Source organism: Synechococcus sp. WH 5701, assembly GCF_000153045.1.
Lineage (GTDB): Bacteria > Cyanobacteriota > Cyanobacteriia > PCC-6307 > Cyanobiaceae > Regnicoccus_A > Regnicoccus_A antarcticus.
The window spans coordinates 872,629-896,737 of the sequence record NZ_CH724160.1 but is presented as its reverse complement, the minus strand read 5'-3'; the positions used below and the strand labels follow the sequence as shown (position 1 = coordinate 896,737).

Annotated in this window: 25 protein-coding genes; 8 read left to right on the top strand and 17 right to left on the bottom strand. The window is 68.2% G+C overall.

Going from position 1 to position 24,109, the window contains the following annotated elements; genetic code table 11:
- Window positions 1-65 precede the first annotated feature (65 nt).
- Together WH5701_RS14500 and WH5701_RS14495 are read left to right on the top strand one after the other, a co-directional pair.
- A complete protein-coding gene (locus WH5701_RS14500) occupies window positions 66-1,685 on the top strand; it encodes an ABC transporter ATP-binding protein (protein ID WP_006173254.1) in 1,620 nt (539 codons plus the stop codon).
- Entirely contained in the window at window positions 1,658-3,007 is a 1,350-nt protein-coding gene (locus tag WH5701_RS14495) for a chloride channel protein (RefSeq protein ID WP_006173253.1), read from the top strand. The genes WH5701_RS14500 and WH5701_RS14495 overlap by 28 nt, the downstream gene beginning before the upstream one ends.
- Before the next feature lie 27 nt (window positions 3,008-3,034).
- On the opposite strand, the gene WH5701_RS14490 is transcribed toward WH5701_RS14495, so the two are convergent.
- Genes WH5701_RS14490 through WH5701_RS14480 form a run of 3 tightly spaced genes read right to left on the bottom strand, consistent with a single transcriptional unit; the run spans window position 3,035 to window position 5,273 of the window.
- A complete protein-coding gene (locus tag WH5701_RS14490) occupies window positions 3,035-3,982 on the bottom strand; it encodes an RluA family pseudouridine synthase (protein WP_006173252.1) in 948 nt (315 codons plus the stop codon).
- Complete coding sequence (gene ylqF, locus WH5701_RS14485) at window positions 3,979-4,890, bottom strand: ribosome biogenesis GTPase YlqF (protein WP_006173251.1); 912 nt, start codon at window positions 4,888-4,890, stop codon at window positions 3,979-3,981. Before ylqF ends, WH5701_RS14490 begins: the two co-directional genes overlap by 4 nt.
- Window positions 4,890-5,273, bottom strand: coding sequence for a universal stress protein (locus WH5701_RS14480; RefSeq protein ID WP_006173250.1), 384 nt, complete (start codon window positions 5,271-5,273; stop codon window positions 4,890-4,892). The genes ylqF and WH5701_RS14480 overlap by 1 nt, the downstream gene beginning before the upstream one ends.
- A gap of 137 nt (window positions 5,274-5,410) precedes the next feature.
- On the opposite strand from WH5701_RS14480, the gene pgk reads away from it, so the two are divergent.
- Window positions 5,411-6,616 (top strand): phosphoglycerate kinase, encoded by a 1,206-nt coding sequence (gene pgk, locus WH5701_RS14475; RefSeq protein ID WP_006173249.1) that lies wholly within the window; start codon window positions 5,411-5,413, stop codon window positions 6,614-6,616.
- Window positions 6,617-6,622: 6 nt separating this feature from the next.
- On the opposite strand, the gene WH5701_RS14470 is transcribed toward pgk, so the two are convergent.
- On the bottom strand, window positions 6,623-7,072 hold the full coding sequence (locus WH5701_RS14470; RefSeq protein WP_006173248.1) for a hypothetical protein: 450 nt from the start codon (window positions 7,070-7,072) through the stop codon (window positions 6,623-6,625).
- A gap of 71 nt (window positions 7,073-7,143) precedes the next feature.
- Here WH5701_RS14470 and WH5701_RS14465 point away from each other — a divergent pair, with 71 nt between their 5' ends.
- Window positions 7,144-8,046, top strand: coding sequence for an NAD(P)-dependent oxidoreductase (locus WH5701_RS14465; protein ID WP_006173247.1), 903 nt, complete (start codon window positions 7,144-7,146; stop codon window positions 8,044-8,046).
- Here the strand turns inward: WH5701_RS14465 and WH5701_RS14460 are convergent.
- Window positions 8,036-8,785 carry a hypothetical protein gene (locus WH5701_RS14460; RefSeq protein ID WP_006173246.1) on the bottom strand — a complete coding sequence of 250 codons (750 nt, stop codon included), beginning with the start codon at window positions 8,783-8,785 and terminating at the stop codon, window positions 8,036-8,038. The genes WH5701_RS14465 and WH5701_RS14460 overlap by 11 nt on opposite strands.
- Window positions 8,786-8,857: 72 nt before the next feature.
- Here WH5701_RS14460 and WH5701_RS14455 point away from each other — a divergent pair, with 72 nt between their 5' ends.
- Entirely contained in the window at window positions 8,858-9,937 is a 1,080-nt protein-coding gene (locus WH5701_RS14455; protein WP_006173245.1) for a glycosyltransferase, read from the top strand.
- Here WH5701_RS14455 and WH5701_RS14450 read toward each other — a convergent pair.
- Window positions 9,927-11,048 (bottom strand): histidinol-phosphate transaminase, encoded by a 1,122-nt coding sequence (locus WH5701_RS14450; protein WP_006173244.1) that lies wholly within the window; start codon window positions 11,046-11,048, stop codon window positions 9,927-9,929. The two genes, WH5701_RS14455 and WH5701_RS14450, sit on opposite strands and share 11 nt — an antisense overlap.
- A 207-nt stretch (window positions 11,049-11,255) precedes the next feature.
- Between WH5701_RS14450 and WH5701_RS14445 the strand changes: the two genes are divergently transcribed.
- Both WH5701_RS14445 and WH5701_RS14440 read left to right on the top strand, forming a co-directional pair.
- A complete protein-coding gene (locus WH5701_RS14445) occupies window positions 11,256-11,522 on the top strand; it encodes a hypothetical protein (RefSeq protein WP_037981158.1) in 267 nt (88 codons plus the stop codon).
- 25 nt (window positions 11,523-11,547) lie between these two features.
- Window positions 11,548-12,369, top strand: coding sequence for a pentapeptide repeat-containing protein (locus WH5701_RS14440; protein ID WP_006173242.1), 822 nt, complete (start codon window positions 11,548-11,550; stop codon window positions 12,367-12,369).
- Window positions 12,370-12,381: 12 nt separating this feature from the next.
- On the opposite strand, the gene WH5701_RS18535 is transcribed toward WH5701_RS14440, so the two are convergent.
- From WH5701_RS18535 to WH5701_RS14410, 6 genes are all read right to left on the bottom strand, one after another.
- Window positions 12,382-15,105 (bottom strand): secretin N-terminal domain-containing protein, encoded by a 2,724-nt coding sequence (locus tag WH5701_RS18535; RefSeq protein ID WP_232201946.1) that lies wholly within the window; start codon window positions 15,103-15,105, stop codon window positions 12,382-12,384.
- Window positions 15,106-15,187: 82 nt separating this feature from the next.
- Window positions 15,188-15,991 (bottom strand): hypothetical protein, encoded by an 804-nt coding sequence (locus WH5701_RS14430; protein ID WP_006173240.1) that lies wholly within the window; start codon window positions 15,989-15,991, stop codon window positions 15,188-15,190.
- Window positions 15,988-16,701 carry a PilN domain-containing protein gene (locus tag WH5701_RS14425; protein WP_050751567.1) on the bottom strand — a complete coding sequence of 238 codons (714 nt, stop codon included), beginning with the start codon at window positions 16,699-16,701 and terminating at the stop codon, window positions 15,988-15,990. Before WH5701_RS14425 ends, WH5701_RS14430 begins: the two co-directional genes overlap by 4 nt.
- The gene (pilM, locus tag WH5701_RS14420; protein ID WP_006173238.1) at window positions 16,698-17,672 is read right to left on the bottom strand and encodes a type IV pilus biogenesis protein PilM; all 975 of its coding nucleotides are present in this window, start codon (window positions 17,670-17,672) and stop codon (window positions 16,698-16,700) included. Before pilM ends, WH5701_RS14425 begins: the two co-directional genes overlap by 4 nt.
- 95 nt (window positions 17,673-17,767) lie before the next feature.
- A complete protein-coding gene (locus WH5701_RS14415; protein ID WP_006173237.1) occupies window positions 17,768-18,967 on the bottom strand; it encodes a quinone-dependent dihydroorotate dehydrogenase in 1,200 nt (399 codons plus the stop codon).
- Entirely contained in the window at window positions 18,964-19,740 is a 777-nt protein-coding gene (locus tag WH5701_RS14410) for a ribonuclease H (protein WP_006173236.1), read from the bottom strand. The genes WH5701_RS14415 and WH5701_RS14410 overlap by 4 nt, the downstream gene beginning before the upstream one ends.
- Window positions 19,741-19,817: 77 nt before the next feature.
- Between WH5701_RS14410 and WH5701_RS14405 the strand changes: the two genes are divergently transcribed.
- Window positions 19,818-20,528: a DUF3747 domain-containing protein gene (locus tag WH5701_RS14405; protein ID WP_006173235.1), complete on the top strand. Its 711-nt coding sequence runs from the start codon at window positions 19,818-19,820 to the stop codon at window positions 20,526-20,528.
- Between the two features lie 244 nt (window positions 20,529-20,772).
- Here the strand turns inward: WH5701_RS14405 and rplL are convergent, their stop codons facing one another.
- The 5 genes from rplL to nusG form a co-directional block, all read right to left on the bottom strand.
- Window positions 20,773-21,156: a 50S ribosomal protein L7/L12 gene (gene rplL, locus WH5701_RS14400; protein WP_006173234.1), complete on the bottom strand. Its 384-nt coding sequence runs from the start codon at window positions 21,154-21,156 to the stop codon at window positions 20,773-20,775.
- A gap of 64 nt (window positions 21,157-21,220) precedes the next feature.
- Complete coding sequence (gene rplJ, locus WH5701_RS14395; protein WP_006173233.1) at window positions 21,221-21,751, bottom strand: 50S ribosomal protein L10; 531 nt, start codon at window positions 21,749-21,751, stop codon at window positions 21,221-21,223.
- 286 nt (window positions 21,752-22,037) lie between these two features.
- Complete coding sequence (gene rplA, locus WH5701_RS14390; RefSeq protein WP_006173232.1) at window positions 22,038-22,745, bottom strand: 50S ribosomal protein L1; 708 nt, start codon at window positions 22,743-22,745, stop codon at window positions 22,038-22,040.
- 129 nt (window positions 22,746-22,874) lie between these two features.
- Complete coding sequence (gene rplK, locus WH5701_RS14385; RefSeq protein WP_006173231.1) at window positions 22,875-23,300, bottom strand: 50S ribosomal protein L11; 426 nt, start codon at window positions 23,298-23,300, stop codon at window positions 22,875-22,877.
- A gap of 123 nt (window positions 23,301-23,423) precedes the next feature.
- Window positions 23,424-24,104: a transcription termination/antitermination protein NusG gene (nusG, locus tag WH5701_RS14380; protein ID WP_006173230.1), complete on the bottom strand. Its 681-nt coding sequence runs from the start codon at window positions 24,102-24,104 to the stop codon at window positions 23,424-23,426.
- Window positions 24,105-24,109: the final 5 nt, after the last annotated feature.

Here is a 24,109-nt window from a genome sequence, read left to right as displayed (position 1 = left end):
CAAAACCACGGCTGCGCCCGCAGCTCTCCCATGCTGTGCGAGCACGTCCTGATCCGCCGCGTCCCATGGCCGACACGCGTGCCGCCGAGCCGGTGCTGGAGATCAGCGACCTGATCGTGAGCTATCCGGGCGGCAGCGGGGCTCCCACCCTCAATGGCCTCAACCTGCGCCTCGGCTCCGGTGACACCCTCGCCCTGGTGGGTCCTTCCGGCTGCGGCAAGAGCACGGTGGCGCGGGCGGTGCTGCAGTTGCTCCCACCCGGCAGCCGCTGCAGCGGCTGTCTGCGGCTGGCGGGCGAGGACCCCCGCGTGCTGAAGCGTCCGGCCCTGCGCCGACTGCGGGGGGAAGCCGTGGGGTTGGTGTTCCAGGACCCGATGACACGGCTGAACCCGCTGCTGCGCATCGGGGAGCACCTCAGCGACACCCTCTCGGCCCATCGCCCCGCCTGGGATCGGGCCCAGGTGCGCCAGCGGGCCCAGCAGCTGCTGGCGCGGGTGGGCATCGGCCCGGATCGCTACGGCAGCTATCCCCATGAGTTCAGCGGCGGCATGCGCCAGCGGCTGGCGATCGCCCTGGCCATGGCCCTGGAGCCGGCGCTGGTGATCGCCGATGAGCCCACCACCAGCCTGGATGTGGCCGTGGCGGCCCAGGTGATGGCCGAGCTCACCGACCTCTGCCGCGAAAGCGGCAGTGCCCTGCTGCTGATCAGCCACGACCTGGCCATGGCGGGGCGTTGGTGCCAGCGCATCGCCGTGCTCGACCATGGACAGGTGGTGGAGGAGGCACCGGCGATCAGCCTGCTGAGCGCTCCCAGGGCTCCGCTCAGCCAGCGGCTGGTGGCCGCGGCCCGCGCCCGCGAAGGCAGCCACACCCCGCCCTCAGCCGAGGCAGCACCCCTGCTGGAGCTGGAGGAACTGCGCTGCTGGCATCCGCTGCCCTCACCACCCTGGCGTCGGCGCTGGCTGAAGGCCGTTGATGGGGTGAGCCTGCGCCTTGGGCCGGGTGAAACCCTCGGGGTGGTGGGAGCGTCAGGCTGCGGCAAGAGCACCCTCTGCCGTGCCCTGATGGGTCTGACGCCGGTGCGGGGCGGCCGCGTGAGCCTGGAGGGCCGGGACCTGCTCCGGATGGGCGGGGCGGAGCTGGCCCGGGCTCGCCGCAGCCTGCAGATGGTGTTTCAGGATCCGCTGGCCTGCCTCAATCCGAGCATGACGGTGGGGGAAGCGGTGGCTGATCCCCTGCTGATCCATGGTCTGGCCAGCCGCTCCGAAGCCCGAGCCAGGGCCCGCGAAGGGCTGGCCACCGTGGGGCTGGAGCCGCCCGAGCTCTACGAGAACCGCCTGCCGCGTCAGCTCTCCGGGGGCCAGCAGCAGCGGGTGGCCATCGCCCGCGCCCTGGTGCTGAAGCCGAAGGTGCTGCTCTGCGACGAGAGCGTGAGCATGCTCGATGCCGAAGTGCAGGCCGAGGTGCTGGCCCTGCTGCGGCAGCTGCAGGGCCGCCTGGGCCTGGGCCTGATCTTTGTGACCCACGACCTGGCGGTGGCCAGCGGCTTCTGCCAGCGCCTGATCGTGCTTGACGGGGGGCGAATCGTGGAGGAAGGACCCGCCGGACCGATGCTCGAGCATCCCCAGGCCGTGATCACGCGCCAGCTGGTGGAGGCTTGTCCGCGCCTACCCGCGGTGGCCTGACGGTGGAGGTGACTCCCAACCAGCGGCTCGTCAAGCTCCGCCGGCTGCTGATGCTGTTCCTGCTGGTGAACGCCATCGGCCTGGGGGTCGGGGTGGCGATCTGGGTCTATGCCCTCGAGATCGAGGCGGTGAACGGCCTGCGCCTGCAGCTGGCCTCCCGCCTGCCCCGCCTGCTGGTGCTGCCACTGATGGGGGCACTCGGGGGCGGCCTGGCCGGTGCGCTGATCAGCGGCGTCGAACCCGGCGCCAAGGGCTCGGGGATCATTCAGGTCATGGTCTGGCTGCGGGGACTGCCCGTGCCGATGGGCTGGAAGGTAGCCCTGGTGAAGCTGCTGGCCAGCGGCGTCGCCATCGGCGGTGGCCTGCCGGTGGGGCCCGAAGGACCCTCCATCCAGATCGGGGCCTCCATGGCCAAGGAATCGGCGGGAGTGGTGGGCGCCAAGGGGAGCACCCGCCGGTCGGCCGTGGCCATCGGCAGCGGTGCCGGCCTCGCCGCCATCTTCCACTCCCCCCTGGGGGGTCTGGCCTACACCCTCGAGGAACTGCTCAAGAAGGCAGACATCCGCGTCAACGCGATCGCCACCTTCGCCACCTTCGCCACGGTGGCCTGGACGCGCCTGCTCTCGGCCGCGCCGACATCGCCGGCCTGGATGCGCAACCTGACCCCGGTCGTGGTCGACCCCAGCCGCATCGACACCTTCCGCCTGGTGGACATCCCCTTCCTGCTGCTGCTCGGGGTGCTGGCCGGACTGCTGGCCATGCAGTATCAGCGCTGGGTGCTGCGCCTGCTGCTCCTCTTCCGGCGCTGGCGGTTACCCCCCTGGCAGCTGCTGCCCCTGGTGGGGCTGGTGATCGGCGCAGGGGCGGCGGCGCTGCCCTCCTCCTTCGACAGCCCGGACAAGCTGGGCTTCGACGCCCTGCTGGGCCTGACGACGCCGGTGCTGGCCCTGCTGGCCCTGGTGGTCCAGGCCATCGGCACGGCGGTGGCGGTGGCGGCGGAGGCCCCTGGGGGCATCCTCGCCCCGGCCCTGGTGGTAGGGGCCTCCCTGGGGACGCTGCTGAGGGAATTCAGCCTGGTGGTGGTCCACTACGCTCCCGCCTCCCTCCTGTTCGCCGGTGGGGCCGCCTTTCTGGGGGCGCTCACCCGCACACCTCTGACGGCGATCCTGCTCAGCTTCGAGCTGAGCAAGGATTACGCCCTGCTGCTGCCGATCGGCTTCGCCGTACTCGCCGCCATCGCCGTGGCTGATCTGTTCGAGCGTGACACCCTGTTCGATCTGATGCGCGAGGAGACGGAGGAGGAGCTGCGCCGGGCCGTCTGATGTGGGGGTTCGCTGCGGTGGACTGGATCAGCAGCGCTGGCGCAGCAGGTGGAGGAGGCGCTCGAACGGCTCCGGCAGGGGAGCCTCGAAGGCCAGCCGCTCACCGCTGATCGGATGATCCAGGCCGAGAGCCACCGCATGCAGGGCCTGGCCCGGGAGCTCAAGCGGCAGCTTGCGGCAGCGGCTATAGGTGACATCGCCCACGATCGGATGGCCGATGTGAGCGCAGTGGACGCGGATCTGATGCGTGCGGCCGGTGTCGAGCCGGAAGCGCAGCAGGGAGTAATCGCCGAGGCGCTCGATCAGGGTCCAGTGGGTGCAGGCGAAGCGACCCTTCTCCTCGGCCACCACGGCGTACTTCTTGCGATCGGCGGGATGACGGCCGATCGCCCCCACGATCGTGCCGCTGGAGGCCGCAGGCGCCCCATGCACCACCGCCAGGTATTCCCTTGAGGCCACCCGCTTCTGGATCTGCACCTGCAGCCGCACCAGAGCCTCCTGGCTCTTGGCGACCACGATGCAGCCGGTGGTGTCCTTGTCGAGGCGGTGCACGATGCCAGGGCGCATCTCACCGCCGATGCCGGGCAGATCGGGGCAGTGGTGCAGCAGACCGTTCACCAGCGTGCCGTCGCGGTTGCCCGGCGCCGGATGCACGGTGAGGCCGGCCGGCTTGTTGAGCACGATCAGGTGGGCGTCCTCGAAGAGGACATCGAGCGGGATCGGCTGGGGCAGCAGGTAGGGCAGTGGTTCGGGCGGCGGCATCCACAGCTGCACCTCGTCGTGGAGCCGCAGGGGAGTCTTGGCCCGGCCGGTGACGCCATTGACGCGCACGTAGCCGGCATCGATGAACTTCTGGATGCGGGCCCGGCTCTGCTCCGGGCGTTGCGCGACCAGCCAGCGGTCGAGCCGCATCGGCAGCGGCTTCGGGTACTGGAGCGTGAGCAGCTCCCCCTCTCCTTCGCCGAATCCAGTCATGCCGGATCAGGGGGCAGCTCCAGAGCAATCGGACCGAGAAGGGAGCGGCGGAAGTCGTCGAGCAGGCGCTGGGCCATGCGGGCCGTGTCGCCGCTGGTGTGGCGGGCGGCGGCGGCCTCCAGCCAGCTCCAGCCATCCATCGGGGAGGGCACCGGCACGCCGTAGCGCCCCAGCACACCGCCGGAAGAGATGCCCGCTGCCGGATGCTGCTGCAGCGTCTCGAGCAGGCGCAGAAACGCCACGGCCACCGCTTCGCCGTCATAGGCGGCCTGGCCGATGTCGTCGCAGAGGGCCAGCAGCAGGGCGGCGCGCTGGTCATCGAGGCGCGGCGGCAGCACCCCGGGGGCATCGAGCAGATCCAGCTCCTGGCCCAGGCGCACCCAGCGCAGGGTGCGGGTGACCCCGGCGCGGCGGGCGCTGTCGACCACCTTCTGGCGCACGAGGCGGTTGATCAGGGCTGATTTGCCCACGTTGGGGAAGCCGAGCATCAGGGCGCGCACCGGCCGCGGCCGCATGCCACGGCCCGCCCGGCGGGCGTTGAGCTGCGATCCGGCGCGGATCGCCGCCTCCTGCAACTGCTTCACGCCGGTACCCACCTTGGCGTCGCACCACCAGGGGGTCTCGCCCCGCTTGCGCAGCCAATGGTCCCAGGCCTGGCGCGCCGCCTCGTTGATCATGTCGCGGCGGTTGATCACCAGCAGGCGCGGCTTGGCCTTCATCCAGCGCTGCAGGCGTGGGTGGCCTGTGGCCCGGGGGATGCGGGCATCGCGCACCTCGATCACCAGATCCACCTTGGCGAGCTGGGTGAACAGCTGCCGCTCCGCCTTGGCGATGTGCCCCGGATACCACTGGATCGCGGGGGCCGACTGGCTGAGGCCCTCCGCGGCGGGCGTGGCGATCCCCTCCATCAAGGCACCACCAGCACGGGGCAGGGGGCCAGCTGGATCACCCGCGAGGCGGTGCTGGGCTGATCGGCCTCCAGGGAGAGGCCACGGGTGCCCATCACGATCAGGTCGGCATCGATCTCGTCGGCCACATCCCCGATCACGAAGGCGGGCCGCCCTTCCCGCTCAATCACCTCACAGGCCACACCAGCCTGCTCGAAATGGCTGCGGGCCTGCTCCAGCAGCCGCTCCACGGCGGCGGCGTCGTGCATCAGGCCCTCTTCGGCCTCCACCACGGAGAGCACCACCAGGCGGCTGCCGTGCTGCAGGGCCAGCTTCAGGGCAACGGCCGCCGTGTCCATGGTCTGGCGGCTCTGGTCGATCGGAAACAGAACAGTGTTGAACATGGGTTCGCCATCCAGTGGTCGCCATCCCGGCGCAAGGGTCGGACAGAACGTGCCGCCCCACTTGTCCTAGCGCCCGCCTGGAGCCTGGGCCGAGGGCTGCGGGTTAATCTCTCCCATCCTCGATCTCCCCAGACCCCATGGCGAAGCGATCCCTGACCAGCCTGTCCGCGGCCGATCTGCAAGGCAAGCGTGTTCTGGTGCGGGTCGACTTCAACGTACCTCTGGATGAGAGCGGTGCCATCACCGACGACACCCGCATCCGTGCGGCCCTGCCCACCATCCACGACCTCATCTCCAAGGGCGCCAAGGTGATCCTGGCCGCCCACTTCGGCCGACCCAAGGGCGAAGTGAACGAAGCGATGCGCCTCACCCCGGTGGCCGCCCGTCTGAGCGAGCTTCTGGGCAAACCGGTCGTGAAAACCGACAGCTGCATCGGCCCCGATGCCGAGGCCAAGGTGGCGGCCATGGCCGACGGTGATGTGGTGCTGCTGGAGAACGTGCGTTTCTTCGCCGAAGAAGAAAAGAACGACACCGAATTCGCCAAAAAGCTGGCGGCTCTGGCCGAGGTGTACGTGAACGACGCTTTCGGTGCGGCCCACCGGGCCCATGCCTCAACCGAAGGCGTGACGGAATACCTCAAGCCCAACGTGGCCGGTCACCTGATGGAGAAGGAACTCCAATACCTTCAGGGCGCCATCGATGAGCCCAAGCGTCCCCTGGCGGCGATCGTGGGCGGCTCCAAGGTGAGCAGCAAGATCGGCGTGCTCGAAGCCCTGATCGACAAGTGCGACAAGGTGCTGATCGGCGGCGGAATGATTTTCACCTTCTACAAGGCCCGTGGCCTGGCGGTGGGCAAGAGCCTGGTGGAGGAGGACAAGCTGGAGCTGGCCAAGGAGCTGGAGGCCAAGGCCAAGGCCAAGGGCGTTCAGCTGCTGCTGCCCACCGATGTGGTGCTGGCCGACTCCTTCTCACCCGACGCCAAGACCCTCACCACCTCGGTGAACGTGATCCCCGACGGCTGGATGGGTCTCGATATCGGCCCGGATTCGCTCAAGGCCTTCCAGGCCGCCCTGGCCGACTGCAAAACGGTGATCTGGAACGGCCCCATGGGCGTGTTCGAGTTCGACAAGTTCGCCGCCGGCACCAACGGTGTGGCCCACACCCTGGCCGAGCTGAGCGGCAAGGGCTGCTGCACGATCATCGGCGGCGGTGATTCCGTGGCAGCGGTGGAAAAGGTGGGCGTGGCCGAAAAGATGAGCCACATCTCCACCGGCGGTGGTGCCAGCCTCGAGCTGCTCGAGGGCAAGGTGCTCCCCGGCGTCGCCGCCCTCGACGACGCCTGAAGCCGCTCAGATCTGGTCAGCCGGATCCGACCAGGCCCCGGCCTTGCCGCCCTTGCCACGGGGGCCGTCACCGCGGCGGCCTTGGGGAACCGGTAGACCCAGCCGCTGATGCAGGGCCCGGGCCTCCTCCCGGTTCCTGTTCATCAGCTCGCGCCTGGCCTGGCGTTCCGTTTGGCGGCAGGCGCTGAGTGCCTCCAGGTCCTTGGCCTCATTCAGACAGCGCTCTCCTTTCTGGAGGATGCTGATCTGGTCGCTATGGGCCTTCAACGACAGACTGCGCTGCCCTTTGAACAGCTCACTTTTCTGGTTGGGGGTCAGCTGGATGCGCGTTGGTGCAGGCCGGACGCTGGGAGCGGCGCCGGTCTGGGCCTGGCTTGAGCCCACCTGCAGCAGCATCGCCAGGGCGGCGGCGGCGGGCGGGATCAGCACAAGCTGGGCCCTGCGGATGAAGGACATGGTGATGATGGTTCCAAAGGTCCATGCTCCTCTAGCCGGATCACCAGGTGCCAACTGAACGGGCAGGACTGATGACCAGATCTTTCCCGGCCGTGGCCTTCCTCGGGCTGGGGGCCCTTGGTGCGCCGATGGCGGAGAGGTTGCTGGCGGCTGGGTTTCCCCTCACCGTCCACAACCGCACCCGGGCGGCGGAAGAGCCCCTGGCCAGCTCAGGAGCCACCAGGGCAGCCACAGCGGCTGAAGCGGCGGCCTCAGCGGAGCTGATCGCCCTCTGCCTCAGCGATGACACCGCCGTTGAGGAGGTGCTCTTTGCCCCAGCCGGGGTGGCCGAGTCGGTGACTTCAGGCTCCCTGGTGATCGACTTCTCCACCATTGCGGCAGCCACCAGCCAGCGCCTGGCCGCCCGCCTGGGCGAGTTGGGGGTGGGCTATCTCGATGCCCCGGTCACCGGAGGGACCGAGGGGGCTCGTGCCGGCACGCTCTCCCTGCTGGTGGGAGGCGCCAGCGACCAGCTGGAGCGGGCCCGGCCCCTGATGGAGGTGGTGGGCGGCCGGATCAGCCACTTCGGCCCGGTGGGATCAGGCCAGCAGGTGAAGGCCGTCAACCAGATCCTGGTGGCCGGGAGCTATGCCGCCCTGGCGGAAGGTCTGGCTCTGGCCAGGGCCCTGGGGCTGCCGCTGCAGCAGGTCTGCGCCGCCCTCGAAGGGGGCGCCGCAGGCTCCTGGGCCCTGCAGCACCGTGCCGGCCAGATGATCGAGAACACCTACCCCCTTGGCTTCCGCCTGACCCTGCACCGCAAGGATCTGGCTATCGCTCTCGAAACGGCCGCCATGGCCGGAGTGACCCTGCCGATCAGCACCAGCGTGGCCGGGATCGAAGATGCCCTGATCGCCGCCGGACACGGCGACGAGGATGTGTCTGCGCTGGCCCGGTGGTTCCAGCCAGACCTGGGCCCCGACGCCCTCAGGGGGTGAGCGCGGCTTTGTCGGCCACCACCCGCACGCGCTTGGTGGTGCTGACGATGCCCTTGGGATGCACCAGCAGCACGGCCCAGGTCTGGCTGCCAGGCGTCAGGGGCGCCTGCACCGACTTGAACAGCCCTCCGCCACCGAGAGCGGCCAGCTCCAGGTCAGGGGTTTCCAGGGCGCTGATCTGCGCCGGGGTGATCGCGGCGATGCCACCGGCGGCGACCGCCCCATCGAGCGGTTCATCGAAGACCACATCCACGTCGTAGCGCTGACCGGTGAGCACCGCATCCGGAATCAGCACGCTGACCGGCAGGTTCGCCTCACCGCTGCGCAGGGTGGTGGTTTCGCGGATCAACTCCTGGCCGTTCAGCCGGGAGCCGGTGGCACTGAGGGCGAGGAGCTGCTCCGCCTGAAGGGTATAGCGGAATGGGCCTTCGGAGCGGCTGCCGCTCACCACAATCGCCACGGTGGGGCGGCCATCCCGCAAGGGGGTGCCTGGACTCACCTGCCAGCGGGCATCCGGGAAGCGGTCGCGCAGGATCTTGTAGCGGGCCTCCAGCCGGGCAGGATCCAGGCCAGGGCCAGACTCCACCAGGGCAGCCAGATTCGAGGACTGGCCGCTGTTGAGCGCTGCCTCCAGGCTCTGGAGCAGGGCCGGAGTCGGCGGAGCGGCCTTGGCCGCCGGCAGCGCGGCGACCACCGAGGCCGCGAGCAACGCGGCGAGGAACGGGCGGGACTGCGGCATCGGGGTCAGCCATGGCGGCCCTTTTAAGTTAGGCGCGCCCCGGTAGCGCTCCGCGCGCATCAGCGAAGCTCCATGTCCAGGCTCCTGATCGCGGCCAGCGGCACCGGCGGGCATCTCTTCCCCGCTCTGGCGGTGGCGGAGGCCCTGCCCGAAGACTGGCAGGTGCAGTGGCTGGGGGTGCCCAACCGCCTCGAGCGCGAGCTCGTGCCCAGCCGCTACCCCCTGCACACGATCCGGGCGGGGGGACTGCAGGGCAAGGGGTTGCGCAAGCTCTGGCAACTGCTGCGCCTGATCGGATCCAGCGTGGCGGTGAGGCGGCTGATCCGGCGGGAGGGCATCGGCCTGGTGTTCAGCACCGGTGGGTACATCGCCGCCCCCGCGATCCTGGCGGCCCGCTGGTGCGGCGTGCCGGTGGTGCTGCATGAATCCAACGCCATCCCAGGCCGGGTCACCCGCCTGCTCGGTCGCCACTGCAGCCGGGTGGCCGTGGGGCTGCGGGAAGCGGCGGAGCGGCTGCCCCACTGCCGGCCCCTCGTCACCGGCACGCCGGTGCGCGCTGAGTTCCTGCAGCCCACCCCCCTGCCCAGCTGGGTGCCAGCGGGCGATGGCCCGCTGGTGCTGGTGATGGGCGGCAGCCAGGGGGCCCTCGGCCTCAACCGCATGGTGCGGCCCCTGGCAGCGAAGTTGGTGGCCGCCGGCTGCCGCGTGGTGCACCTCACCGGCAGCAATGATCCCGACGCCGGCCTCCGGCAGATCCCCGGTTACATCGAGCGGCCCTTCAGCGACGAGCTGCCGGGCCTGCTGCAGAACGCCCAGCTGGCCATCAGCCGGGCGGGGGCCGGCAGCCTCAGCGAGCTGGCGGTCTGCGGCACGCCCACGATCCTGGTGCCGTTCCCCCAGGCCGCCGACCACCACCAGGACGCCAACGCCGAGGCCGCCGCCGCCGCGGGCGCCGCCGTGATCGTGTGGCAGCACGCCCCGGAGCACCATGCCCTGGAGCAGGCGGTGTGGCGGCTGCTGGGTCCGCGGCTGCGCGGCGCCAGCGGCTCCCTCGACCCCCTGGAGAGCCTGCGGGCGGGCATGGAGCGCCTGGCCGTGCGCGACGCCGATCAACGGCTGGCGGAGCTGCTGATCGAGCTGGCTAGCGGCTGATCTCCTGCCGCAGGGCCCGCAGCAGACGGCGGTTGTTGCGCCGGTCCTGCAGGGCGATCCGCAGCCAGCACTCCCCGAGGCCGTCAAAGGAGCGGCAGTCGCGCAGCAGCACCCTCTGGTGGCGCTCCAGCCGCTCACGCAGGGCCACCAGGGGGCTCTCAGAGCGCAGCAGCAGGAAGTTGGCAGCCGATGGCAGCGGCGTGAGGCCAGGGAGCTGCTGCAGGCGCTGCTGCAGCCAGGGGCCCTCCGAGGCCACCCAGCACTGCACGCGCTCCTGCCAGAGCCGATCCCCCACCAGCGCCTCACCCACCGCGGCCGCCAGACCATTCACCGGCCAGGGGTCGCGCCAGGCGGCCCAGCGCCGCAGCCGGGCAGGATCCGCCACGGCATAGCCCAGACGCAGGCCCGCGATCGCCAGCAACTTGGTGAGACTGCGGATCACCACCAGGCCGGGGTGACTGGCCACCAGCGGCAGCAGCGACTGGCTCTCCCCGCCGGGCACCAGCGGAAGGAAGGCCTCATCGACGATCACCAGCGCGAAGCGCTCCAGCAGGGGCTCAAGGGAGGCTCGGCTCCAGAGCTGGCCGGTGGGGTTGTGGGGATTGGTGACCCACAGCGCCTGAAGAGAACCGGCTGGAGCTGATGGCAGGGGCTGGGGCCAGACCACCGGGCCCGGACGGGGCAACGCCAGCGGCCAGGGGCTCCAGACACCGCCCCAGCAGGCCAGGGCCCGGGGATAGTCGGCGAAACCGGGTGTGGGCAGCAGGCTGGTGCCCGCAGCGGCCGCATCGCGGGCCAGCCAGGTGAACAGCTCGGCGGCCCCGTTGCCGGGCAGCACGGCGGCCGGATCGATCTGGTGGTGGGCGGCGATGGCCCGACGCAGCCGCAGCTGCTCGCGATCGGGGTAATCCCTCAGGGGCGAGGGCTTCCCGGCCGGCGTGCGCAGCACGGCCTGCAGCACCCGCCGCACGGAGGCGGAAGGCCCGAAGGGCACCAGGGAGGCGCTGGCATCGAGCAGATCAGCGGGTCGGCAGCCCAACCGCCGGGCCACGGCCTCCAGGTTGCCGCCATGGCGCTCGAGCGCCGCTGGCTCCGGCGGCCCACCGTCCATGCCAGCTCCAGCGGGTTCCCTAGCGTGAATGCCCATGGCCCCCAGCCTGGACGAGTCAGGATCCCCCCACAGGGCTGCGGCTGGCTGCAAGCGATCCACTGGTGTGGAGGTCGCCATACTCAGCTTCAGGAATTGGGCCGAGCAGTGACCGGGTGCCAGGGGCCAACAGGCGTGATGAGGCTCAGCTTGATGGCCGCGATAACCCTGATGGGAACAGGGGTCCAGGCTGCTCCCTACTGCCAGCAGGAGCAGCGGTTCTTCAGCCAGGGGCCGCAACCTCCCGACGCCTCGGTGGAGCGGGTGAACGGGCTCAACATCCAGACCTGCTCCAGCGGCCAGCCCTGCCTCAACCAGCTTGTCGCCGGAATGGTGGGCCTGGAGCCCTTGCCGGCGGCCTACGAATGGAAGACAGTTGGCCTTCGCCTGTGCATCGAGCCCAGCGATCTGAAGGCCGCCCCTGCGGCCGCCCGCTGAGTCCACCCCCCTTCCCCCCCCCGTCATGGCGCCACCGCTGCGATCCCATGGCCCTCTGCTGAGGGGGGCCCTGCTGCTGGCCACCGGCGCTCAGCTGCTGGGCGGAGCGGTGCAGGCCGCCGAGGCCGACGATGTGATGCGCCTGCTCGACAAGAAGGCCTGCGCCAGCTGCCGGCTGCAGGACGCGGATCTGGTCATGGCCGACCTGCGCGACGCCGACCTGAACAAGGCCCAACTGCAGCGGGCCAACCTCAGCCGCGCCCAGCTCGATGGCGCCAATCTCCAGGGCGCCAACCTCACCTTCACCTCGTTGCTGGGGGCCTCCCTGCGCGGCGCCGACCTGCGCGGCGCCCAGCTGGAGGGCACGGATCTGCGCGAAGCCGATCTCAGCGGCGCGCTTCTTGACGTGGACGGCCTGGCGCGAAGCCACTGGAAACGGGCCGTGGGGGTGAATCCAAGCGCCAGCAGCTACGCCGATCTGCACAATTCCGGTGTGGAAGCGGCCCTGCAGGGTCGGGCCAGCGAAGCCGAAACCTATTTCAACCAGGCCATCCTGAAACAGCCCGATGCGGCCCTGAGCTGGCTGGCGCGGGGGATCAGCCGGGCCGAGCAAGCCAAGCGCGAGCAGGCCGCCGCTGATTTCACCTACGCCGCCAGCCTGTTCGAACAACAGGGCAACCCGAAGGTGGCGGCGCAGGTGCTCAAGGGCGCTGAAGACCTGAAGAAGAATCCCGATGGCAACGCCTCCGGCAATGGTTGGGGCGGCCAGTTCCTGCAGAGCGCCACGGCGATCTTCCAGCAGCTGGCTCCACTGGCCATCAAATACTTCGCCCCCCTGGCCTTCTGAGGCGCAGGAGCTTCAGGGGCTGTAGATCAGGCGGCGGGCATCCCGGGCGGAGGGGGTGTAGCCATAGCCATAGGTGCCGCCCTGCTCATCATCGATGATGCGGGGGGTCACGAGGATCACCAGTTCGTTCTTGTTGCGCGACCCGCTGGTTTTGCGGAAGAACTGACCCAGCAGAGGCAGATCACCGAGGATCGGCCACTTGGAGACCACCTGGAAATCATCATCGGAGATCACGCCGGTGAGGATCAGAGTCTGGCCGTCGCGCACGCGCACGCTGCCGGTGTCGAGGCGGCGCAAGCGCAGGATGTCGATGAAGCCGCAGCCCGGCACCGGTTGGCGATCCACCACACCGGAGATGGCCGGGGAGAGGGTGAAGGTCACAAAGCCATTGTCGTCAATCTTCGACACGCGCGCCCCAAAAGTGAGGCCGGCGGTGCTGAACGTGGGCTCGCAGCTCACGCCCACGTTGGCGGTAGTTGTCACATCATAGGCCGACACCACCTGGCGGCCTACCGTCACGAAGGATTCATTGGCCCTGGTGCGGCCGATGGTGGCCGGGCTGAGACCGGAGCTGTCGCCGGCTTGACCGCCAAGGCCGCCACCGCCCACCTCGGCACCTCCAAAGATTTGTTCAGGGTTTTCGCTGAGAATCAAGGTGGGGCTGGCCAGCACCTTGGCGTTCTCCGAGACGATCTGAGCCTGCAGGAAGCTGAAGAACTCGTTGTCGGGATAGTTCAGGCCAGGGTTGCGGCGCCTGGAGCCTGAGTAGTTTTGGAAGGAATCAGAGGAAGAATCCGAAAAGGAATTGGAACCTGAGCTGGAATTGTTCGAACCCGTACTGCCCGAAGCAGAGCTGGAGGAGGAGCCGGAGTTGGTGAAGCCTCCCCGACTGCGGGCGATGTTCACGCCGCTGTTCACCTGCGAGGTGACGATCTGAGAGATTCTGGAGGTGAGGTCGTCGGTGATGGCCCTGGTGGTACGGCCGATGGGGACGATGCGATACTCGGTGTCGGTGACTTCAATGTTCGGGAGTTCACCTTCTACGCCTGCATTGGGGTTAGGAATAAACCTTGTTACTTCGAAGGGCTGAATCTCCGTACCCGTTTCCCGGAAAAGTTGCCGGTTCACGTTACTGATCTGACTTTGCTCAAGAGATCGGCCATTCGCAAGCGAAAGCGTGAGATCCTCGCTGTACGACGTATCACTACCTGAACCGGATGTGCTTCCAGATTGATTGTTGGAGGTGGAACCGGAGGCGGAGTTATTTGAAGCGCTGCTGGAGGAGTTCCTGGAAGAATTAGACGAGGAGCCAAAGAACTCCCGCGTGTTGGCGTCACTGAAATCCTGGGCATTGGCCGGGAGATTTCGCCCGAAGGCCGCCAGCAACCGCCCACCATCGTTCACGATGAAGTTGTTGCCGAAGCGGAAGGCGAAGCTGTTGTCGATCTCGGTGTCGTTCGTGAGGCTCACATCGAGGATCTTCACCGACAAAGCCACCTGGCGCTGACGCAGATCCAGCTGTTTGAGGTATTGCTCACCGATCGCCACCAGCGACGGTTCGCCCACGATCGTGATCGTGCCCAGGCGTGGATCAGTGGTGGCCCTCAACCCCACCAAGGGGCCCGATGATGCTCCGAAAGCTTCCACTGTCTGCTGGGTGGAGGTGGTGCTCTGGGACGTGGCGGTAAGCCCGGTTCCGGCAGGCTGAGCTCCCAGGGGCACGCCCTGGGACACAGCCGTGGTGATCGAGCTGGTCTTGGTGACCTGCGCCCCGAGGTTGGCCAGATAATCCGCTGCCGAGTTGGGAGCCACCTGGTTGAGGCGGTACACCTTCGACATCTGAGGGCCGATCGTCTTGCCCAGCACATCGGAGCCCACCAAAATGGTGTTGCCCTCTTTACGCGCTTGCAGGCCGGAGGAGAGCAGAACGAAGTTGAAGGCCCGCTCGTAGGGCTCGTTCTGGAACGCCACAGTGACCTGGGCGGGAGGCGCCGGCCTCATTCCCCCCTGACCATTGCTCCCCCCCGACATGGAGGCATCGGAGAAAGCGAAGCCGTACCCCCCCATCTGCGAGAGCACCATCAACACATCGCGCGGGTTGGCACTGCGGGTGGTCAGCGTCACAGGCGGACCGTAAAGGCTGAGATACCCGCGGTTGCGGATCGTCATCGTGCCCACCGCGATGTCGCCGGAAGGGGGTGCCACAGCACGGGGCCGCAGGGGAGGCACAAAGGACGAGGTGGGCACCCGAGTGGGGGCCCGCAGATCCACCTGGGCCGTCTGACTCACGGGCAGCTGGGGGGCGATGAAGCGCACGGTCAGGTCGCGGCCGTCGCTGCTCACCACCGGCGTGCCCAGGTTGCGCCCCGGCATCGGCGTCACCTTCAGCTGGAATTCCGTGCCGGTGCCGTCGAAGGTGATCGAATCCACGCCGGCATCGGTCATCGAGAGCGACTGGGGGCCGGCCTTGAGCCCACGGATCTGCGGGGTGCGCAGCTCACCCAGCCACACCTGACCCTGCATCTGCTGACGCAGGTCGCTGCCGGTGCCGACGTCCTGGATCAGCAGCTCCAGGGCATCGGGCAGACGGCGAAGTTTCAGTTGCAGGCCGTCGGAGCGAATGGCCGCCTGGGCCAGGGCTGGAGCGGGGGTCACCGCCAGGGACAATATCGCCAGCAGGGTGCTGCTGGCGCCCAGCCACAGCCCAGCACGGAATCCAAGACCAGCTGAGCCCATCAACGCATCCATCAAGTCGGAATGTTACGAGGAGTGTTCTTTAAGCACCAGATGACCAAATGCAACTGTGGCCCCTGACTCCTCATTGGGGTGGAGCCGGGGGCACCGGGGCAGCGGGACTGGCGGCTGGTGACGTGGCCGCAGGAGGTGGGGCGGCGGCGGGCTTGGCCCGTTTGCCGGAGGGCTTGACGGCTGGGCCTGCGCCGTAAATCGCCAGGTTCAGCTTCAGCACCACCTGGGGAATGCGCTGCGCCTGAGCTGCCGACCTGTTAGCGACAGGCTGAGCCTGGGCGCGGATGGCCTCCAGGTCGAGGTTGAGATCGCTCTGGGCCACCAGCAGACTGAGGCGCTCCAGGCGGCGCAGGAACACCAGCAGGTTCGGGTAGCGCCCGCGGGCGCTCAGCAGCAGGGTGGTCTTGCGCAGGCCATCGGCCTCGAGAGGGTCCGGTGGAGGTCCCGCTTCCTTCTCCTTGCCCCCAGAGGCCGGGGCGGCCGCTGCCGTGGGCGCCGCAGTGGGCGCCACAGGCTCGAACACATCGAGCTGCACGCCGGTGGCGGTGGCCTCGCGGTTCAGCTGGGCCAGGAAGGTACTGATCTGACCGCTACCGGCGATCAGCTTCAGCAGGCTGGAGCGCTGACCCTCCACGGTTTTGACCTGATCGAGCTGGCGCACCCGCTGGGCCCGCAGCAGAGGCAACCGTTCGTTCATGCCCCGCAGCTCATCGAGCTGGAGTTGATCCCGGCGCAGCTGACTCCAGGGCTGAAACACCCCCACCACGCCAACCAGACCGGCCAGCACCACACCAGCCGCCACGGGCAGACCGATCAACAGACCGTTGCGCAGGAGCAGGGACCGGGGCGGGGCGCCCTGCTGAAGGTTGGTCATCGCAGCAGGCCCTCCTTCTGCAACAGCTCCAGACGGCGGGCCATGCCACCGGCACCCAGCTCCTGCAACTGCTTCAGCTGGGCCGTGCTGGCCGGCGGGGGACGGAAGGCGGCACTGAGCTCGAACTCCACCAGACCGCTCTCCGGCCCCTTTTTCGGCTGGTTGGGATCGGTGTCGGTGCGGATCGCGCGGCTGAGGTTCACGCTGGCTGGATCGATCAGCTCAGACGTTTTGAGGCGCAGCACCATGGCGTTGATCCGCTCGAACGCACCGGGGTCAGCGGTGCGGCCCTTGAGCTGCAGATCGTCCTTGCCCACCACCACCGAGGTGAGCTGCAACTCGGCCGGGGTGCGGCCAGCCAGGTCGGTCATCAGGGCCGAGCCCGAGCGCACGGCCACCAGTCCATTCACCAACTGGTCATTGCCCTTGCTCTTGCGCTCCAGGTTGCCCTTATCGGCAGCCAGTTCGGCCTCGAGTGTCTCCACCTGGCCCCGCACCGGCGCCAGCCGGGTGAGCTCCTGCTCCAGCAGCAGGCCCTGCAGCTTCAGCAGCAGCGTCACGCCAATGGTGCACAGCACGATGGCGCCACCGATGGCCGATCCGATCAACAGCAGCCGCCTGTCGTCGGGCGGCCTGGGCGGTTCTGCGGGCAGACCCAGCTCAAGCCGCCGTTCCCGCAGCAGGTCAAGACCAGGAAACATCGGGCTCATCGCGCCGCCTCCGCTTGCATCAGTCCATGGAGGCTGGCCAGGGCAGAACCTGGCGGTGGCGGCTCATCGCCGTCGTCCGGGGGCAGGGCGATCCAGCCAAGGGCCACCGGATCGAGGATCTCCGCAGGCCAGTCGCCGCTGCCGTGCAGCTTGTTGGCGAGCAGGAGGAGGTCTGGACTGGAGCCCGTCAGCCAGAGGCGAACACCAGTCATGCCTGGATCCCAGCCACGCCAGTAGGCGATGCAACGCTCCAACTCGTCCTCGAGGTCGGACAACGACCCTTTCACCTCACGGCCGTACTCCGGCACGCCGTGGCGCAACAGGGTGAGCCGCGCACCGCGCTCATCCAGCACCACCAGCACCTCGAGCAGATCTGGCTCGGCGCCGTCGAGCAAGGGGGCCAGGGCCCGCAGCTCGCACACCTGAGCCGCTTCCAGCCGCTCCAACTGCACTCCGGCAATGTCGAATACCTCAATCCAGCTGAGCACCCGCTGGCGCGGGACACTCACCAGCAGTGAGGAGCAGGAGCCAGAGTCCTGCTGGTCAGCACCCTCCAGTGGCAGGAGGCTGATGTAGGCCTGGGAGAGGTCATAGGGAAGCCCCAGGGCGGGATCGATCTGGCGCAGGGCCTCGTCCGCTGACTCGGGCCAGTCGTCGAAGGGCCACTGCACCACCCTCCAGGCACAGGCGGCGGCAGGGAGCACCGCCAGCACCTCAGCGCCCACCAGGCCCAGTTCCACCAACAGATCCCCGATCAGGTCGCCGAGAGCCATCACCTGCTGAGGATCACCGGCGGAGCAGGCCCCGCGCGGCAGGGGCACCCGCCTGAGCAGGTCGAGTTGAACCGGCTGGCCAAGTCCCTTGGTGGTCACCACCGTGACCGCGTCGTCGTCAAGAGCAAGCCAGACCCGGCGAGGAAACAGCCGGGATGTAAAGGGCTGAAGCTGTTCCTGAACGCCGGCAAGAACCAATCGTCACGTCCAGGAATCCGGCCGAAGCGTATCGGCCATACGATGATTACGCATCTCACGCGACCACACGCCTGCAGAGCGGACTGGACCAGCGCTCAGCGCCAGGGCAGACCACTGCCCACCACCTCACTGAGATGGCTGCAGCCATGACGGTCCAGCTGATCGCCGAGGCCCTCGAGAATCGCCGGCACCAGGCCCGGACCCTGGTAAATCCAGCCCGTGTAGAGCTGAATCAGCGAAGCTCCGGCCGTGATCCGCTCCCAGGCGGCCTCAGGGGAATCAATTCCACCCACGCCGATCAGCGGCAGGGCTGGACCGGCCGTGGCCCGCAGGCGCCGGATCACCTCCAGAGCACGGCCGCGCAGGGGGACTCCGCTGAGCCCCCCTGCCTCCTCCGCAAGCGTCCTCCCGGTCTGGGGCAGGCGACGGTTCTCCAGGCCCAGCCGGTTGACGCTGGTGTTCACGGCGATCACCCCGGCAAGGCCCTCCTCGTAGGCCAGACGGGCAATCGTGTCGATGGCGTCGTCTTCGAGGTCGGGGGCGATCTTGACCAGCAGCGGCGGGCAGGCCGACAGGCGCCGCAGCCGCTCCACCAGCCGTCGCAGCTGCACCGCATCCTGCAGGTCGCGCAGACCGGGGGTATTGGGTGAACTGACATTGATGACCACGTAGTCGGCCAGCGGCGAGAGCAGCTCCAGGGAGGAGGCGTAGTCGTCGGGGGCCAGCTCCAGGGAGGTGATCTTCGACTTGCCCAGATTGAGGCCCAGCACCGCAGGCCGCTGGCCCGGCGGGGGCAGGTGCTGGCGCTCCAGGTTGCGCTTGACGGCCTGGGCGCCGTCGTTGTTGAAACCCATACGGTTGAGCGCGGCCCGCTCCTGGGCCAGGCGGAACAGCCGCGGCCGCGGATTGCCCGGCTGAGGGTGCCAGGTGATCGTGCCCAGCTCAGCGAAGCCGAACCCGAACAGGTGCCAGATTCCCGCCGCCACCGCGTTCTTGTCGAAACCCGCAGCCAGGCCCACCGGATTGGCGAAGCGGCAACCGAAGAGGGTCTGCTCGAGGCGATGGTCACGCCGTTGCAGCTCGGCCCCGAGGCCCGCCAGGCTGCCCGACACCAGGGGCCAGTCGCGGCGCAGGGAGGCCTGGGCCAGGGCGGCGAGAGTGAGGCTGCTGAGCTGCTCGGCATCGGCCCCCTCATCCCTCGCGAGCAGCGGGCCCACCCAGCGGCGGTAGAGCGAACCCGTGCTGGTGCCGGCCGTGGCGCCTGAGGAGGCGCGCTCTGGTCGCTCCAGAATCATGGGAACTCCTGCAGGACGGGCTCGGCGCGCTCCAGCCGCCAGCGGCCCTCGCTGGTGGGACTCACCCGCCAGTCGCGCCAGATCCAGGGGGCCTGCCGCTCCTGCAGACGGGCCAGGGGCTGCTCCACGAGGCGGGCCAGTTCGGCGGCCGTGAGGGCGTAACCGCCGCTGGCGAGGCGGTCAGCCACCTCAAGGCGGGTGAGCAGCTGGCCCAGAGCCGCGGGAGCCGGCTGATCGAGCGCATCCTCCTCCTCAGGCTGGGCTGGCTCAGGAGCGCTCCGAGGGCTGCCAGACCCGGGTCCCTGGGCCAGATCAGGGGAGCCGCCGCGGGAGAAGGCCACGGCGATCTCATCGCAGCGGTCGTTATCGGGATCACCGCTGTGCCCTTTCACATGGGCCAGGCTCAACCCCGGCAGGCGTGCCCGGTCCAGCTCCTCCCAGAGGTCGCGGTTGAGCACAGGTCCGCCGGAGGCGGTGCGCCAGCCCTTGCGCTTCCAGCCCGGCATCCACTTGGTCAGTCCATCGATCAAGTAGCGGCTGTCGGTGCGCAGGCGCAGATCGGGGTGAAGGGGCAGCTGCCGCAACTCCTCCATCAGGGCCAGGGCAGCGGTGAGCTCCATGCGGTTGTTGGTGGTCGCCGCGGCCGCACCCCCCAGCTCGCGCACGCTGCCGTCCTCGAAACGCAGCAGGCAGCCCCAGCCCCCCGGGCCCGGATTGCCGCGGCAGGCGCCATCACAGGCAGCCGCCACCACCCGCACCGGCTCAGCAGCCACTGGGCAACCCGGCCATTGTTCGGTAGACAGTGGTGCCGTAGACCGTGGCGACGATGTTGGGACGCAGGAAATCCACCATGCAGCGAACCTACCTGGCCCTTGCAGGGGCTGGCCTGGCAGCCACCACGCTCCAGGCCGTCACAACGCCCCTGGCGGAGGCCGCCGGAGTGTTCGACAGCCAGCCTGTGGAGGCGTCGCAGTTTGCGGTGCTGGCCAAGCCGGTCGGCTTCGCCGACTGGTCGCTGGTGCTGATCGAGCAGACCGCCAACGGCCAGCCCTGCTGGCAGGCCCGGCCCGACGGCCTGGTGGATGCCTCGATGAACCGCTTCGACTCCAAGGGGATCTGCACCAGTTACGCCGGCAGCAACGCCTATTCCCTGCGGGTGGCTGGCCAGGACCTGGCCAGCCGCTACCGCCTTCGCCTCAGCCAGGTGGGCAATGAGCTTCAGTTGCAGGCCATGAGCCCGGCGGACACCACCCTGCTGCTGGTGGGACGGGGCGAGGTGAGCCGCCGTGACCCTGAGGGATTTGTTCCGATCAAACTCGAGAGCGACTGGCAGCTGAACCGCCGCGTCTTCGGCCAGCAAACCCTGAACCACATCTATTTCGCCGCCAGCAGCCCCTTGGAGCAGCTGATCGCCCAGGCCGGCGGGGGCAGCCTCGAAAAGGCTCAGCCCATCAGCAGCGAGGGGCCGGGCAGCCTGGGACGTGTCCTCGGGAGCATGGCCCGAGGTGGCGAGCTGGAGACCGGTCCGATCGCTCTGCAGGTGATCCCCTTCCGGGAGTGACAGTGAACACAGCGGCCCTTGGCGCTGGCACCTAACGGATCCAGCCCATACACTTTTCTTGTGTGAGGAGTGCAGAACGCTCTCCTGGGGTCGAAACGAGGACAGACTCCCGGCATCGTTCCACCTCAAAAGCCTGCCTTCGGCGGGCTTTTTTTTTGGCCGTTTCAAGCCAGCAAAAAGCCGGCCCCGAGAGGCCGGCTTTGGTCGATGAAGTTGGCGGAGGACAAACCTCCGCCGGGGCTGATCACTTGATGGTGACCTTGCCGCCCACTTCTTCAATCGACTTCTTGAGAGCCTCGGCATCGCCTTTGGCGATGCCTTCCTTGACGGCCTTGGGGGCTGCCTCGACCAGGGCCTTGGCTTCGCCCAGACCGAGGCCGGTGGCCTCGCGGACGGCCTTGAGCACCTTGATCTTGGCGGCGGCGTCGAAGCTCTCGAGGATCACATCGAACTCGGTCTGCTCTTCGGCAGCCTCAGCGGCAGCGGCAGGCGCGGCGGCCATCACGACGCCAGCGGAAGCGGCGGCGGACACACCGAAGGCCTCTTCAATCTGCTTGACAAGCTCGGAAGCTTCCAGCAGGGAGAGGGTCTTCAGTGACTCGAGAATGTCGTCAGTTTTGGTGGTCATGGTTGAGAATCAGCAACAGATCTGTGAAAAATTGAACCGGCAGAGCCGGTGGATTTCGCTGGGCTCAGCTGGCGTCGCCGCTGTCGGCGTGCTGCTGGAGGGCCCGGGCGAGACCGGAGGGAACTTCGTTGATGCCAACAGCCAGCTTGGTGGCCACCGCATTGATCGCACCGGCGATCTGGGCGATGAGCACCTCCTTGGAGGGCAGCTCGGCAATGGCCTTGATGTCGTTCTGGGAAAGAAGTTTGCCTTCGTAGAGGCCTCCTTTCACATCCGACTTCTTGGTGTCCTTCTGGAAGGACTGAACGGCCTTGACGGCACCACCGACATCGCCCTTGATCAGGACGAAGGCGTTGGTGCCGGTGAGCAAGGAGTCGAGTTCCGACCAGGCGCTGTTTCCATCAATGGCACGGCGCATCAAGGTGTTCTTGGTCACCTTGCAAATGCCGCTGTTGGCCTGCAGACGAGTCCGCAGGTCAGACATCTCTTTGATGGACAAGCCCTTGTAATCAAGGACCAGCGCCATTTCGGCCTCACCGAGGAGCCCCTTGAGCTCTTCGATGATCTGTTGCTTGCTCTCCAGCGTGCGGCCCATGGATTTGGTACGGAGTTGGGGGAACAAGCCGGGACGCGGCCGCCGGCTCCACAGCCGGGGTGAACCGGCGGGATGCCTCGAGGCCGCTGAACGGTGATCCGCCCGGACAAGCCGAACCGGAAAAAAGTCGCGTGCACCTCGGCAGGGTTTACGGAACTGCGGACACCGGATGACCCACCGAAGCGGGGAGCCTGAAGCCGCAGCACTGACCTGCTGTCTTGGGCCGGGCGCGTGCCCGATCAATCAGCCTACACGGCAGGGCGGAAAATTACCCCGCACCGTGCGCTCAGCCGTCCAGCTTGATGTCCTGCAGGGCTGTGACGTCGACCGAGACGGAAGGGCCCATGGTGGAGGTGAGGTAGAGACTCCGCCAGTAGCGGCCCTTGGCACCACTGGGCTTCTGGCGGTCGATCGTTTCCTGCAGAGCCTTGAGGTTCTCCAGCAGGTCGTCCAATGAGAAGCTGGCCTTGCCGAATCGAACGTGCACGATGCCGGTGCGATCGGCACGGAATTCCAGTTTCCCCGCCTTGAATTCGTTGATGGCCCCTGCCAGATCGGTGGCCACGGTGCCGGCCTTCGGGTTCGGCATCAGACCGCGGGGACCGAGCACTCGACCCAGCTTGGCCACCTTCGGCATCATGTCCGGCGTGGCGATCAGCAGGTCGAAGTCGATCTGACCGCCGGCGATGGCCTCCACCAGCTCGTCGTCACCGGCGAGGTCGGCGCCGGCCGCCTTGGCTTCGGCCACCTTCTCGCCACGGGCGATCACGGCGATGCGAATGGTCTGGCCGGTGCCCTTGGGCAGGGCGACGGTGGTGCGCAGCTGCTGGTCGGTGTACTTGGGATCGATGCCGAGGCGCGCATGGGCTTCGATCGTTTCATCGAACTTGGCGTTGGCGTTGGCCTTCACCAGCTCGAGGGCCTCGAGCGGGGTGTACTCGCGATCCTCGATCGTCTCGAGCAGGGCGGTGAAACGCTTGGATTGTCTGGGCATGGGTTTCGGCGGGGTTCAGGCGACAGGCTGTCGGTGGCCAGGGCTGGGCCGGGGCCGGCGGTGACTGTCTCCCCCGGGTGGGGTGAAAGGTGGTTGAAGCGGGAGTAACGGAGCTGGGCTCCTGCGTGATCAGTCGCTGATGGCGACGCCCATGTTGCGGGCGGTGCCTTCGATGATGCGCATGGCCGACTCCAGACTGGAGCAGTTGAGGTCGGGCAGCTTGGTGCTGGCGATCTCCTGGAGCTGGGCACGGCTGATGGCGCCCACACGGCCCTTGGCCGAGGTGGCGGCACCCTTGTCGATACCAGCGGCCTTGGTGATCAGCACCGAAGCCGGCGGGGTCTTGGTGATGAAGGTGAAGCTGCGGTCTTCGAAGACCGAGATCTCCACCGGAATCACATAGCCGGCCTTGTCCTGGGTGCGGGCGTTGTACTCCTTGCAGAACGCCATGATGTTGACCCCGTGCTGGCCGAGGGCAGGACCCACCGGTGGTGCGGGGTTGGCTTTGCCGGCATTGAGCGCCAGCTTGATTACGGCAACGACTTTTTTGGCCATCGGCTGGTCTACGGAGGGAAGCGCTGCGGATCGCCTGACCCTTGGGTCGAGGCGTTGGGCGGCGGCGCCAGAACGGTGCCGCCGGGTTGGGCCGCCCTCCGCAGGGAGGCGGCCCCGTGAGCATCAGCTTTGCTTGCTGATCTGGGCGAATTCGAGTTCCACCGGGGTTTCCCGGCCGAAGATCGAGAGCAGGGCCTTGAGCTTGCTGCGCTCGCCCGACACCTCAATCACCTCGCCCTGGAAGTCCTTGAACGGACCAGCCGTGACCAGGATCTGATCGCCCTCGGCCAGATCGACCTTGACGACGGGCTTCTTCTCGGCGGCGCGCTTGAAGATCCGGTCGACCTCCTGGCGGCTGAGGGGCCTGGGCTTGATGTGACCACGGGCCCGGCCGGTGGAGCGGCGCTCCTCCTGGCCCACGAAGTTGATCACGTTGGGGGTGCTCCGCACCGCCATCATCGTGTCTTCATCAAGCATCATTCGCACCAGCACATAGCCGGGGAAGACCTTCTCCTCGGCGGCCTGGCGGCTGCCGTCTTTCTTGAGCTTCACCGCCGGGGTCTGGGGGATCTCGATCTCCAGGATGCGGCTGTCGACGCCCAGGGTGATGGCGCGCTGCTCCAGGGTGGCCTTCACTTTCTTCTCACAACTGGAAGCCACCTGCACGGCATACCAGCGGGCCACCATCGGCTTGCCTTCGCGCTCCGCCGGTGGGGGGGCCTCGAGGGCGAGCACGTCAACGGTGGCGGCGTCCTCAGGGGCGCCGTCGGGGCTGGCTGCGGTGACGAGATCGGCTTCGGACACGGGGA